15 protein-coding genes are annotated in these 13243 nt (G+C 44.3%); 11 read left to right on the top strand and 4 right to left on the bottom strand.

Annotated features, from left to right (window positions below; all coding sequences use genetic code 11):
- The first annotated feature begins 17 nt into the window (after nt 1-17).
- The 8 genes from secG to AAIR98_RS08505 all read left to right on the top strand — a co-directional run bounded on the left by secG (nt 18) and on the right by AAIR98_RS08505 (nt 6972).
- On the top strand, nt 18-311 hold the full coding sequence (gene secG / locus AAIR98_RS08470) for a preprotein translocase subunit SecG (RefSeq protein ID WP_423971757.1): 294 nt from the start codon (nt 18-20) through the stop codon (nt 309-311).
- Between the two features lie 339 nt (nt 312-650).
- The gene (locus AAIR98_RS08475; RefSeq protein ID WP_423971758.1) at nt 651-1025 is read left to right on the top strand and encodes an acetyl-CoA carboxylase biotin carboxyl carrier protein; all 375 of its coding nucleotides are present in this window, start codon (nt 651-653) and stop codon (nt 1023-1025) included.
- 13 nt (nt 1026-1038) lie between these two features.
- Entirely contained in the window at nt 1039-2406 is a 1368-nt protein-coding gene (gene accC, locus AAIR98_RS08480) for an acetyl-CoA carboxylase biotin carboxylase subunit (RefSeq protein ID WP_423971759.1), read from the top strand.
- Complete coding sequence (locus tag AAIR98_RS08485) at nt 2387-2854, top strand: adenylyltransferase/cytidyltransferase family protein (RefSeq protein WP_423971760.1); 468 nt, start codon at nt 2387-2389, stop codon at nt 2852-2854. The genes accC and AAIR98_RS08485 overlap by 20 nt, the downstream gene beginning before the upstream one ends.
- Nucleotides 2855-2864: 10 nt before the next feature.
- The gene (locus AAIR98_RS08490; RefSeq protein ID WP_423971761.1) at nt 2865-4055 is read left to right on the top strand and encodes an aminotransferase class I/II-fold pyridoxal phosphate-dependent enzyme; all 1191 of its coding nucleotides are present in this window, start codon (nt 2865-2867) and stop codon (nt 4053-4055) included.
- A 401-nt stretch (nt 4056-4456) separates the two neighbouring features.
- Nucleotides 4457-5104, top strand: coding sequence for an LA_2272 family surface repeat-containing protein (locus AAIR98_RS08495; RefSeq protein ID WP_423971762.1), 648 nt, complete (start codon nt 4457-4459; stop codon nt 5102-5104).
- A gap of 9 nt (nt 5105-5113) precedes the next feature.
- The gene (locus AAIR98_RS08500; protein ID WP_423971763.1) at nt 5114-6226 is read left to right on the top strand and encodes a GNAT family N-acetyltransferase; all 1113 of its coding nucleotides are present in this window, start codon (nt 5114-5116) and stop codon (nt 6224-6226) included.
- A 5-nt stretch (nt 6227-6231) separates the two neighbouring features.
- Nucleotides 6232-6972 carry a glycerophosphodiester phosphodiesterase gene (locus tag AAIR98_RS08505; protein WP_423971764.1) on the top strand — a complete coding sequence of 247 codons (741 nt, stop codon included), beginning with the start codon at nt 6232-6234 and terminating at the stop codon, nt 6970-6972.
- A gap of 34 nt (nt 6973-7006) precedes the next feature.
- Here AAIR98_RS08505 and AAIR98_RS08510 read toward each other — a convergent pair whose 3' ends face one another.
- The 3 genes from AAIR98_RS08510 to AAIR98_RS08520 form a co-directional block, all read right to left on the bottom strand.
- Complete coding sequence (locus tag AAIR98_RS08510; protein ID WP_423971765.1) at nt 7007-7621, bottom strand: anaerobic ribonucleoside-triphosphate reductase activating protein; 615 nt, start codon at nt 7619-7621, stop codon at nt 7007-7009.
- 164 nt (nt 7622-7785) lie between these two features.
- Nucleotides 7786-7974, bottom strand: a complete 189-nt coding sequence (gene nrdD, locus AAIR98_RS08515; RefSeq protein ID WP_423971766.1) for an anaerobic ribonucleoside-triphosphate reductase — start codon at nt 7972-7974, stop codon at nt 7786-7788.
- A 181-nt stretch (nt 7975-8155) separates the two neighbouring features.
- A complete protein-coding gene (locus tag AAIR98_RS08520; protein WP_423971767.1) occupies nt 8156-10219 on the bottom strand; it encodes a ribonucleoside triphosphate reductase in 2064 nt (687 codons plus the stop codon).
- A gap of 239 nt (nt 10220-10458) precedes the next feature.
- On the opposite strand from AAIR98_RS08520, the gene AAIR98_RS08525 reads away from it, so the two are divergent.
- The 3 genes from AAIR98_RS08525 to AAIR98_RS08535 all read left to right on the top strand — a co-directional run bounded on the left by AAIR98_RS08525 (nt 10459) and on the right by AAIR98_RS08535 (nt 11796).
- Nucleotides 10459-10713 carry a hypothetical protein gene (locus AAIR98_RS08525; protein WP_423971768.1) on the top strand — a complete coding sequence of 85 codons (255 nt, stop codon included), beginning with the start codon at nt 10459-10461 and terminating at the stop codon, nt 10711-10713.
- Between the two features lie 64 nt (nt 10714-10777).
- On the top strand, nt 10778-11290 hold the full coding sequence (locus tag AAIR98_RS08530) for a type IV pilin protein (RefSeq protein ID WP_423971769.1): 513 nt from the start codon (nt 10778-10780) through the stop codon (nt 11288-11290).
- 17 nt (nt 11291-11307) lie between these two features.
- Nucleotides 11308-11796, top strand: coding sequence for a type IV pilin protein (locus AAIR98_RS08535; RefSeq protein WP_423971770.1), 489 nt, complete (start codon nt 11308-11310; stop codon nt 11794-11796).
- Nucleotides 11797-12016: 220 nt separating this feature from the next.
- Here AAIR98_RS08535 and AAIR98_RS08540 read toward each other — a convergent pair whose 3' ends face one another.
- A complete protein-coding gene (locus tag AAIR98_RS08540; RefSeq protein WP_423971771.1) occupies nt 12017-13216 on the bottom strand; it encodes an aminopeptidase in 1200 nt (399 codons plus the stop codon).
- Between the last annotated feature and the right edge of the window lie 27 nt (nt 13217-13243).

Genomic DNA, 13243 nt, shown 5'->3' on the forward strand with positions numbered 1-13243 from the left:
TTGGCGAGGTCTTAGTAATGTATACTTTTATTTTAGTAATCCACTTTATAGCGTGCGCGCTTTTAATTTTATCAGTACTTATGCAAAGCGGCAAAGGTTCTGCGGCTGGTTTATTTGGCGGCAGTGCGGGCAGCGGTGACAATATTTTTGCCGGCCCCACAGCGTTTAACGTTCTTAACAAATTTACAGCGGCGGTTGCCATAATTATATTTTGCACATCAATATCACTTACCATGATTTCAGGCAAACGCGGCGCCAGCTCTGTAATAGATAATTACAAAGCCCCCGCGGCACAAACCCAAAGCAAATAAGATTTAAACCAAACCCCCGCCAACGCGGGGGTTTTTTATTTTATAAATAAGTGCCATTATAGAACAAAATTTTCACAGGAGTTTGAGCGGATTTTTGGTTTTTCTACTTCCGGCACACTTGGTGCGGGAACACGGTGGGTGTGGTGGAAGTAGAAAAACCAAAAATCCGCCAAAATCCGAAGAAAATTTATACCGCTGATGAAAACTAAGCAAACGCAGAGAGCGACACGATAAACGGACGCAAAGCGAAAAAACAAGCCATTAACCACCCCCTAGCTTATTTTATTTAGCATTTGAAAATGGTATCATTTGTATATACTTAATTTTAAAGAGGTTTGTATGGACACTAAGACCCTTACGCAAATAACAACCTGGCTGAAAGAAACTGATATAGTTGAATTTGTTTATAAAAAAGACGGCCAGAATATTGAAATTAAAACAATAGAAGCGCCGGCGGCAGGAACCAATTTTGAATGTAATTTAACACCAGTCACATCTCCGGCGGTAGGCATTTACCACCGCACAATAAAAGGCAAGGCCAAAGTAATTGCGGAAGGGCAAAAAGTAGCCGAGGGCGACATACTAGGCACCATAGAAATGCCTTCTAAAAACCATGACGTCTTAGCGCCTGTAAGCGGCGTATTAAGAGTAATCTCCATAGAAGAGGGTAAACCCGTGCACTACGGCCAGCCCTTATTTTTTATTGAATCCTAGGAGCATGGTTTAGATGAAAATTAAAAAGTTTAATAAAGTACTTATTGCCAACCGCGGCGAAATCGCCGTACGTATTTGCCGCACACTTAAAGAGATGGGCATAAAATCAGTAGCTGTATATTCAGAGGCGGACAGAGATTCACTGCACGTACGCGCGGCGGATGAAGCCGTTTGCATAGGCCCCGCCCCGTCAAGAGAATCTTACCTTAACATAGACGCCATTGTGTCAGCCGCTAAAATAACCAACGCCGACGCCGTGCACCCGGGCTACGGTTTCCTTTCAGAAAACCCCAAATTTTCAGCCGCTGTAAGCAAAGCTGGCATAGTTTTTATAGGCCCTACGCCTGACGCTATTGAGCAGCTTGGCGTAAAAAGCGCCGCGCGCGATATAGCGGTAAAAGCGGGCGTGCCGGTAATACCCGGTTCTGACGGTATAGTAGGCAAAAATTACAGGGAAGTAGCTAAGAAAATAGGGTTCCCCATAATGATTAAAGCCACCATGGGCGGCGGCGGCAAAGGTATGAGGGCCGTTACCAAATTAGAAGATTTAGACAATATGTTACAAATGGCGCAGAACGAGGCCAAGGCCGCGTTTGGCGACGACAGAGTATATTTTGAAAAATTAGTTTTAAACCCCCGCCATATAGAAGTGCAAGTAGCGGCTGACGCGCACGGCAAAGTACTTTCTTTTGCCGAACGTGATTGCAGCATGCAGCGCAGGCACCAAAAGTTAGTGGAAGAATCCCCGTCGCCTTTTGTAACGCCCGAAGTAAGAAAGCGCCTTGCGGACGCCGCAAGCAAAATGATAAGGGCCTGCCATTACACAGGCGTGGGCACGGTAGAATTTTTGATGGACCAGGACAGAAACTTTTATTTTATGGAAGTTAACACCCGCTTACAGGTAGAACACCCTGTGACTGAAATGGTGTGCGGCCATGACCTTGTAAAAATGCAGGTGGAAATAGCGCAAGGCATGCCGCTTTCTTTAACGGAAAAAGAAGCTTTGCAAATTAACTGCCACGCCATAGAGCACCGCATTAACGCCGAAGACGCCGAGAATAATTTCGTCCCCTCCCCAGGCACTATAACAGAGTGGATACCGGCGGGCGGCCTAGGCGTGCGCGTAGACACGCATATGTACACCAACTACACCATACCCAGCTACTACGACAGTTTAATAGCCAAGCTTATAGTATGGGCGCCCACAAGGGCCGAGGCCATTGTAAGAGCAAAACGCTGCCTGGAAGAGTTTACCGTGGGCGGCATAAAAACGACAATAAGTATTCACAATAAGATTTTAAATAACGAAGACTTTGTGAAAGGCAATATGGACACAGGCCTTTTAGAGAGAATGTTTAAAAATGAGAAAAGCAAAAACTAAAATATTAAGCAAAACCGCGCTGGCGGCTTTTGTGGCTAAATGCAAAAAACAAGGCAAGAAGATAGTGTTTACTAACGGCTGCTTTGATATTTTGCACGCGGGCCACGTAAGCGTGCTGGAGTTTTCGCGTTCTAAAGGCGATGTGCTTATTTTAGGTCTTAATACGGACGCGTCAGTCAGACGCCTTAAAGGGCCGAGCAGACCTGTAAATAAACAATCTGACAGAGCGCTTGTATGCGCCGCGTTAGAATCAGTAGACGCGGTGGCTTTCTTTGGCGAAGACACCCCTTATAATTTAATTAAGCTTGTACGCCCCGATGTGCTTGTAAAAGGCGGGGACTATAAAGCGTGTGAAATTGTAGGGCGCGAATTCGCGCAGAAAGTTGTGCGTTTTTCTCTTTTAAAAGGACGTTCTACCACAAATTTAATCGGTAAAATAAAATCATAGGTGAGTAATTATGTCTGATATTTTTGAGAAGTGTTATGAATTTAAAGAAGCCAGGCTGATAATGAGGATGGGGGTTTACGGGTACTTCCAACCGATAGAATCCGCGCAGGCGCCTGAAGTGATGTTAAACGGAAGAAAATTTATTATGGCGGGCTCTAACAATTATTTAGGCCTGGCTAATGACCCGGAAATGAAAAAGGCCGCCGCAGAAGCGGTAGAAAAATTTGGCACAGGCTGCGCCGGCAGCAGGCTGCTAAACGGCAACACAATTTACCATGATAAACTGGAAGAACAGATAGCAAGATTTAAAAGAAAAGAAGCCGCTTTAGTTTTTGCCGCAGGCTACCAAATGAACCTGGGCGTAGTAAGCGCGCTGCTAAAAAAAGGCGACGTAGCCATTGTAGATAAACTGGACCACGCCAGCATTTTAGACGGCGTAAAACTGTCTGAGGGTGAGATGGTAAGGTTCAAACACAATGACATGGAAGATTTAGAAAAGGTGCTTGCCAAAATTGACCCCGCTAAAGGCAAACTTATAATTGTAGACGGCGTGTTCAGTATGGAGGGCGATATTACACCGTTGCCTGAAATTGTAAGATTGGGCAAAAAATACGGCGCCAGAATTATAGTAGACGATGCGCACGCCACAGGCATTCTCGGCAAAACAGGCCGCGGCACATGCGAACACTTTGGCCTTGAAAACGGCGAGGTTGACCTTGTGGTAGGCACATGCTCTAAAACATTTGCCTCAGTAGGCGGCTTTGTAGCGGGTGACGCTGACGTTATACACTACTTGCGCCACAACGCCCGCAGCCAAATATTTTCAGCCGCTCTGCCGCCCGTATGCGTAGCCTCAATATCAAAAGCTTTAGATTTAATTGAGAACGACACTTCAAGGCGCGATTCGCTTTTTGAAAAAACAGCCTATCTTAAAGAAAGTCTGGCAAAGCTTGGCTTTAACCTTGGCGAGAGCGAAACACCAATACTGCCCGTAGTGGTAGGCAGCAATGAGAACTGCTTTAAAATGTGGAAGGCGCTTAACGAAATGGGCGTATTTGTAAACCCCGTTGTCAGCCCAGCGGTACCCCCGGGCCGCGCGCTTATAAGAGTAACTCTTATGGCCACGCATACCAAGGAGCAAGTAGATAAGATAGCGGAAGCTTTCGCCGCCGCAGGCAAAGCGCTTGGTATAATAAAATAGAATATAATAGTTTTAAACCCCCGCAGAATTGCGGGGGTTTTTATTTTGTCATATAAATAAAGTCATCCTGAGCCGCGCCATAGCGCCATGAGAATCTACTTTATAAAAAATGTAGGGGCGGATCTTGTATCCGCCCGCCGCGCCGCTACTCGGCTTACATAACATAATTTACATTTTTAAACTACAGACATTTACTTCAACGCACTTACGCGCAAACTAAATATGACTTTATTTAATAACTATATATTTACAACTCGCAATGCTCGCGTCCTATTTACTGAGAATAAAATAACAATGGGCGGAGACTAGCTCCGCCCCTACAACAAGTTTATTTGGTTTTTTATAACTTTTTCCCTAAATAAATACTCCTGCTTTCTCTTCTTATTTTGTTATAATCTGGTATGAAGAAATTTTTATTTTTATTAATTTTTATACTCTCCGCCGCCGCGATATACGCACAGGAAAACACTGATAATAAATATACCAAAATAACCCCCTTTAAATTCAGCCTTACCCCCGTATACAGCGTGCCGTGGAATTTCTATAATGTCTATGGTTTGGACACCGGCATTCTAGCGCCCGACACACACGCCTTAAACGGAGTACAATTATTTGCCATGTTTGGCGGCGCGCGCCGCATGAACGGGCTGCAGATAGCATCATTAGCTACGCTTAACCATGAGCAGTCCCACGGTGTTTCAATATCGGCTTTAATAAACGCCTCTTCTTATATGAAAGGCCTGCAGATAGCGGTGGCCAATATTAATATGCGCGAATCATCGGGCCTGCAGTTGGGCGCGTTTAACTTTTCTTCCGTCTATCACGCAAGCGGCGCTTTTAACGGCGCGCAGATAGGTTTTATAAACAGAACCAACTTAATAGACGGCGTACAAATAGGTTTTTTTAATACAACAACCGTACTTACCGGCGTGCAAATTGGCGTGTTTAACTACGCCGGTGAAATAAAAAAAGGCGTGCAGATAGGCCCGTTTAACTATCATGCCAAAGGCACCGTGCCGTTCCTGCCAATAATTAACGGCGCTTTCTAGAGGACAATTATGAGCGTTGAAATAATACCCGTAAACAAAAAAAACTTTAACCGGTTTATAAACTTCCCCTACAAGTTATATAAGAATGATAAATTTTGGGTGGGCGACCTTAAGATGGACGCCAAGCACCTGTTTGCCAAAGACCCGTTTTGGAATCACGCCACCAAAAAACTTTTTCTGGCTTACCGCGATAAAAAAGTTGTCGGCCGCATTTGCGCGTTCATCAACCATACGCACAATGAATACTGGCGCGAGCACACAGGCATGTTTGGTTTTTTTGATACCATAGACGATAAAAAAGTGTCTGACGCTCTTTTAAACGCTGCTAAAACTTGGCTTAAAGAAAAGGGGATGGATAAAATACGCGGCCCGTTTAACCCGTCTACCAACCACACCTGCGGCATGCTTGTCGCCGGCTTTGACGAGCACCCTTTTATAATGATGCCCTACAACTATGCGTATTATAATGAACTTATGGAGTCTGCCGGGTTCACAAAGGCTAAAGATTTAATTGCTTTTGAAAGAACCGGTGAAGACCAGTTTAGCCCCCGTTTTGCCAAAATTGTTGACCGCGCAGCCGCTAAAGGCGGCGTAAAAATACGCCCCATAGACATTAAAAATTTTAACGCCGAAGTTATGATAGTGCGTGATATTTACAACAAATCCTGGGCGCAAAACTGGGGTTTTTTACCGATAAGCGAGGCCGAGATTATGGAAACCGCCCGCCAGCTTAAACCCATTGTAAACACAGAAATTACCGCCATTGCCGAAGTGGACGGCGTGCCGGCGGGCTTTTATATTTCTATACCTAACATGAACCAAGTTTTAAAAGTTTTAAAAGGCAGTATACTTAACCCGCTGCGCCTTGTGCGCGCTCTTTTAGCGTGGCGCAAAATAAAACACTGCCGCCTGATAATGCTAGGGGTACTGCCGGAGTACCGCCGCAGGGGCCTGGACCTTATTTTAATAAAACATATAGTAGAGCACGGCCAGGAAGTGGGCTACAACATGGCCGAACTCAGCTGGATGCTGGAAGATAACAAAGATATTACAACAGTAGTAAAAGAAAGCGGCTGCCGCCTGTCCAACAGACGTTACCGCGTATACGAAAGTAAACTGTGAGGATTATGAAAAAATTTATATTGGCAGTACTTTGTTTTGCGTTAACAATACCAGCCGCCGCCATGTCAGCCGGCCCTATAATGAAAGTGCCTGATATTCAAATAATAGCGCACCGCGGCGCCAGCGGGCACCAGCCGGAAAACACGCTTAACGCTTTCCGCTATGCTACCGCGCTTGGAAATAAATTTTTTGAGACCGACGTGCAAATGACCAAAGACGGCGTGCTGGTGCTTATACATGATTATAAATATCAAGGCAATATCATAAAAGATACCGCCCAGTCTAAGCTTAATTTAACCACATTAAAATCTCTGTTGGATTATTTGCCCGAAGACGCCGCGCTTAATATAGAAATAAAAAATGACGGCGGCATTTACCCCGGCATTGAAACAGCGGTAATGGATATGCTTAACGGCTACGGCGAGAAATTTAAAAGCAAAATTGTAATTTCCTCTTTTGACTACCCCACTTTACAGCGCGTTAGAGCGCTGGACGCCAAAATAAAAATAGGCGTGCTTATGAGAAGCTTTGACATAGACGCCGCCGACGCTTTGGACGCTTACAGCGTTAACATGTCAAAAGACATTGTCACCAAAAAGATAGTAAAAGAAGCACACGCGCACGGCATGAAAGTATTTGTGTACACCGTTAACTCTTATAGCAAAATTGTTAAGCTGGATAAAATGGGCGTAGACGGGGTTTTTAGTGATTACCCGGATATACTGATGACAAACGTAGAATTATAGAAATTTAAAAAGGATTTGCTTAAAAGCAAATCCTTTATTTTATTATCTTTAAAACTGGTTTTTCTTCTACTGGCAGGCACTCTTGCAGAGTAAAGTGCTGCTCATCGGGGACAAGTGACTTGATTTCTTTAATGTCGCCCTCGTTAAGTATGGTTTTGTCGTAAGTTGTTCTAAATTCGTAATCAATGCCGCTTTCTATAATAATAGCCATGGTTTCAGATATAAGGCCCGTGTCTACCTTTACGCCCGCAATGGCGTTATATTTGGCAAAAGGGGCCTTTAAATCCATAGCTATAGTATCTGCCAGGCCGCGCGCTATAACCTGCTTAATTACGCCCGGGTAAGTGCCGTTGGTGTCCAGCTTTATTTTATAACCCATCGCCTTAACTTTAGCAAGAAAATCAAGCAAATCAGGCTGCATGGCCGGCTCGCCGCCCGACACAACCACTCCGTCCAGCATACCAACGCGTTTTTGCAGGAAAGACAGTACTTCCGCCTCGTCGTAAGGCTCCAACAACATATTAGGATAAACAAGTTCCGGGTTATGACAATAGGGGCAGCGCAGATTACAACCCTGGGTAAACACTACAGCCGCAACTTTACCGGGGTAATCCACCAAAGATGTTTTTATCAAACCGCCTATCTTCATTTTACGTCCTAAAATATATCAAATTACGAGTAACCGCTAAAACTTAAGTAAGATTAAGTTTTTCAAATTTAAAACTAAAAGTTTAGGTTAATTTGGTACTGCAGCAGGATTGTATGGCTTTTAACTTTAACGCGCTATGACGTTAAAGTTAAAAGCGGATAAATTTATTTGCAAACTGACATGAACTTTCTCATGCCGAATTCTTCTTTTTTACCGTGGTTCCAGTTTGTAATAGGCCTAAGGTAGCCGCAAACTCTGGAATATACTTCACATTTAGAGCCTTTTACCTCGCTAAGCTGCGCTTTGCAAGCGGCAAGTTCGGTTTCTAAGGCTGTTCTTTCTTTTGCTGTCATAAGTTAGTCCCCCCGTGGTACTATTGAATATAAAACTGTAAAAATCTTAAATCTCTTGTTTCATTTTATCTGTTTTGCCAGTTTCATTCAACAGGTATTTTTAATTAGTTGTTTTAATCAAAAATACCCGTTAAAAGTAAACATTAATGCAAAATTTCAGACGTACAAGCCGCTAATTTTATTACTGCCTTGCGTAAAGCTGCTCTTCCAGCATTTTAATCCTGCGTTCCAAGTCTTCCACCGCTTCTTCTTTACACTTGGGGCATTCTTTATGCTCGCCCTCAAGATAGCCGCACTTGGGGCAGACGCTGAAGGTTGGCGTGATAGAAAAGTAAGGCAATGTATAGTTCTCACACGCTTTTTTAATAAGCGTTTTAAGCGCCTTAATATCTTTAACTTTCTCGCCCATGTAAATGTGCAGCACCGTGCCGCCCGTGTATTTGCCCTGTAAAGAATCCTGCAAATCAAGGAATTCAAACAAGTCGTCTGTATAGTTAACCGGTAATTGGCTGGAGTTGGTGTAGAAAGGTTCGCTGCCTTTTTTTACCTGCGCCTCGTTAGCCACAATAATGTCAGGATACTGTGTTTTGTCCAGTCTGGCTAAGCGGTACGAGGTGCCCTCGGCGGGCGTGGCTTCCAGGTTATAGTTATTGTCCGTTTCCTGCTGGAACCTGACCAGCGTTTCTCTCATATAATCAAGCACACGCTCGCTAAACTTGCGGCCGCGCTCCGTGCCTATATCTTCGCCAAGTAAATTCAAACACGCTTCGTTAAGGCCCACTAAACCTATGGTGGAGAAGTGGTTCTTCCAGTACTGATTAAAGCGTTCTTTAACTACGCGCAGGTAAAACTTCATGTAAGGGTAAAGGTTGCCCTCGGTAAAACGCTCAATAATTTTGCGTTTAATTTCAAGGCTGTCTTTGGCCAGTTCCATAAGTTCTTCTAAGCGTTTAAAAAAGTCTTCCTCGTCCTTAGCCAGGTAGCCGAGCCTTGGCATGTTAATAGTAACCACGCCTATGGAGCCCGTTAACGGCGCCGCGCCAAACAGGCCGCCGCCGCGTTTTTTAAGCTCTCTGTTATCAATCCTAAGGCGGCAGCACATAGACCTGGCGTCCTCGGGGCTCATGTCAGAGTTAATAAAGTTGGCAAAGTACGGTATACCGTATTTGGCGGTAATGTCCCACAGCGGGTCAAGCTGCGGGTTATCCCAGTCAAAATCTTTAGTTACGTTGTATGTGGGTATGGGGAAGGTGAACACGCGGCCTTTAGCGTCGCCGTCAAGCATAATTTCCAAGAAAGCTTTGTTAAGCAGGTCCATTTCCGCCTGAAACTCGCCATACGTTTTATCCATCAGCTTACCGCCTATTATAACGGGCTGCGTTTTAAAATAAGACGGCACGTTAAGGTCCATAGTAAGGTTGGTAAACGGAGTTTGAAAACCGACGCGGGTAGGCACGTTTACGTTAAATAAAAACTCCTGCAAAGCCTGTTTTACATCTTTATAGCTGAGCTTATCATAGTAGATAAACGGTGCCAGCAGCGTGTCAAAGTTAGAAAACGCCTGCGCGCCGGCGGATTCACCCTGTAAAGTGTAAAAAAAGTTTACTATCTGGCCAAGAGCGGTGCGTAAATGCTTGGCGGGTTTACTTTCCGCCTTGCCTGCCACGCCTTTAAAACCTACCGTTAGCAAATCCTGCAAGTCCCAACCCACGCAGTACGCGCCCAAAAGGCCAAGGTCATGTATATGAAAAGCGCCTTCTTGGTGCGCTTTGCGGATGGTATCGGGGTAAATTTTGTTAAGCCAGTATACTTTGCTGATTTCTGAAGAAATGTAGTTGTTAAGCCCCTGCAGAGAGTAGCTCATATTACTGTTTTCGTTTACCTGCCAGTCCATTTTTTTAAGATACTGGTCCACCAGGTCCACGTTGAACTTGGAGGTAATTTCCCTCATTTTAGAGTGCTGGTCTCTGTAAAGAATATAAGCTTTGGCTGTTTTATGAAAATTAGATGTTAAAAGAACGTCTTCCACAATGTCCTGCACGTTTTCAACGTTTGGGGCGACGTCAGAGTAAAGCTGCTGTATAATATTTACCACTCTTATTGTAAGTTTATCCGCTGTTTCTTTGGTAAATTCACCGGTGGCCTCGCCTGCTTTTTGTATGGCGCGCGTAATTTTTTTAGAGTCGAATTTCTGTGTGGTTCCGTCTCTTTTAACAATGCTTATAATTATGTCGGACTTTTCCATGAGGGGACTTCCTTTTCTTAATATAATGCTGAAAACTGTTGCAGGTTTTGTTTTCTTTTCTAATTTTCGCAAATATGCGGGAAAATTGCAAATCCCCTATACAGCGGGGGTAAAGTTTGGCACGTAGTTTGGGGCCGCGCCGTCTAAAATTTGACTTTGGCTCATTTTTATATTGACTGCGGGGGCGGAAACTTGTTTAATATTATTATACGTATAAATATATACGGCGGGAGGGGCTTATGTTGGTTTATCAAATTTGCGCAGGGGTACTTACGGTAGCGTTGGTAATTTTAATAATTTACGCGGTAAAATTTCTTATACAAGCAAGAGAAACGGCCGAGTCTGTAGAACTTTTAGTGCTAAACGCCAACGAGCAGGTAGAACGCACCAGCAAAACATTTGAACTGTTGGAAACTATTACACTGTCGCTCTCGGGCACATGGGGCAAAGTTTTTGGCGCGGCTATGGCGCTGGCCAAATTCGCCAAGAAATAAATAAATTTGTTGTTATATAATAATCCCCCTGTACTGGGGGATTATTGTCTTAAGGAGATAAAATATGAAAAAGGGTTTTACACTGATTGAGTTATTGGTAGTGGTACTTATTATAGGTATACTTGCCGCAATTGCTTTGCCGCAGTATACAAAAGCGGTGGAAAAGTCACGTCTGGCCGAAGCCGGACTTATGCTTAAAACAATTAAAGACGCCGGCCAAATTTATGACCTGGCGCAAGGCGGCCCCATTAACCCGGAAACCCCTTATCAAATATCCGCGCCTACAATTGATGATTTGGATATAGACCTGCCCGGCACAAAAATAGGCACACAGTTTGTGCAAACTAAAAACTTCCTTTACGCAGTAATCTACTCCCCGGGCGGCACACCTGTGGCTTACCGCAGAAACACCGGCCCCGGCGGCGCGGACTGTACAACAAGTTTTAACTGTATGCTTTGCTTATATGTGGACGACACAACAGGCGAAATAAAGTGTTCTTATGACGACGATAAATACGAAAGTATTTGCAAAGGGTCCGGATACGCGTACGAAGCAGGCGCGGGGCAATGCTGGTAAATTCAAGGAGATAAAAAATGAAGAAAGGTTTTACACTGATTGAACTTTTGGTAGTAGTACTTATTATAGGCATACTTGCGGCAATCGCTTTGCCGCAGTATACCAAAGCTGTGGAAAAATCCCGCATAGCGGAAGCTAAAACAGTATTAAGAGCGCTGGGCTCTGCGGGGGACTTTGCGTTTATGTCTGACTATGAAACCGCCTCACGCGCTTCCGAAGACGAGTTATACGCCATGGGCGGGATAGATAAACCGACGTCAAAAAATTTTACCTATTATATAGATGAAGCTATTTGCGGGAGCAACGGGTTATGCGGACTATCTATAATAGCGGAAAATACCAAACGCGGCTATATTGTGCAGTATTTTACACCTGCCTATGATGGTGGCACGGACCCCATTTACAGCAACCGGTACCACTGCCAGTCGCTAGACGGTGATAATGATAGTATTTGCAAAACAATCGGCGCAAAAAAAGACGATGACGGCTATTGGCTGTTGGATTGATAAATTTATAAAAAATAAAATACCGCGCCGGGCTTAACTCCGGTGCGGTATTTTTATATATTATTGCAGCGCCCTCAGGCCTGTAAGGGCGTGAGGCCCCCAAGCAAAGCTGTTATTATATTTACTGCCAAAGGAACGGTGTTTTTTAATTAGCAAAGGGCGGACACAAGATCCGCCCCTACATTGACATACTCCCCCAAGCTAAAGTGGGAAAGATTAACTAATACTTAAACCGGCCGCTTTCGTATATAGTTACCACCTTGCCGTTTTTTAGCGTAGCTTTAACTATTTTATCTTCTGTGTTAATAATGTCCCAGTGTAAAGATGAGTCATTATAACCAAGCGCTTTCTTTTTTACTTTGGTAAGTTTGCTTACGTCACCGGCAAAGGTATCTGCGTAGCTGGAACCCAAAGCTATGTGCGAGTTGCCGTATTTACCGCCAAAATTCTCGTCAAATAGAGTGTCAGCCATAAAGCGGTCTATCTTTGACATTCTTGCGTCTGTAAGAGAGTATTCCCCCACCTGCGCCGCGCCGGCGTCCATGGCTATCATTTTTTTAAGGTACTGCTCGCCTTTCGCTGCTTTGGCTTTTACCACGCGGCCTTTGGCAAACTCTACTTTAATATTTTCAATAATCTGCCCGCTTCTAAGTGACTTTAAATTGGCAAAATACGTGCCTTTTGTGCCGCGCCAATCGGGCGAGGTAAATATCTCGAACGACGGCATATTGCAGCCGCGCGCGCATAAAAATTTGCGCTGCTCACCAAGTTTAACGGTTAAATCCATATTTTTACTTTGCGTATTAATAGTGTCTATTTTAAGGCTGCCCAGCCAGGCGGCGATATCGTTCATACTTTTAAATATTTCCTGCCATTTGGCTATGGGGTCGCGCTCGGTAATGTAAACGGCTTTTTTAACCTGCTCCGCGTACTGCGCCACGGTAAGGCCCGCGCTTTTGGCAAGCGCCTCGGTAGGAAAACTGCACAGCGTCCAGCCAAAATCCCCCGCCGCTTCACGTTTATCTAAAATTTCTCTAATACCCTTTTTGGCAAGCGCGGCAAGCGCTATTTTTTTAGGGTCAACCGCGGCCAAATGTGTAAGGCTTTGCGGCGCGTGTATGGCTATAAGCCCGTTAAGGCTTGCCTGTTGCGCTACCACCCATTTTGGCATATTTTTAAGCTGGGTATTGTCAGCATATGTATAAAAAGATTTGGCGCTGGCTTCTGAGTTTAACATTTGTAAAACAGGATTGAATTTTTCTTTAATAAGTATTTCAAACACCCTGTCCGCAAGCGTTGTGGCGGCGGCGTCATAACGCACCAAAATTGAGTCATATTTTTTAAATTTCCCCGTCCTGGCCTGTTTAAGCGCCCAGACAAGCACTTGGGCGTATTTTTGCAATTCTTTATCTGTGAACATATTGATTCTCCTATTCTTTATATAATG

It is taken from the genome of Elusimicrobium simillimum (assembly GCF_049639735.1).
Taxonomy (GTDB): Bacteria; Elusimicrobiota; Elusimicrobia; order Elusimicrobiales; family Elusimicrobiaceae; genus Elusimicrobium; species Elusimicrobium simillimum.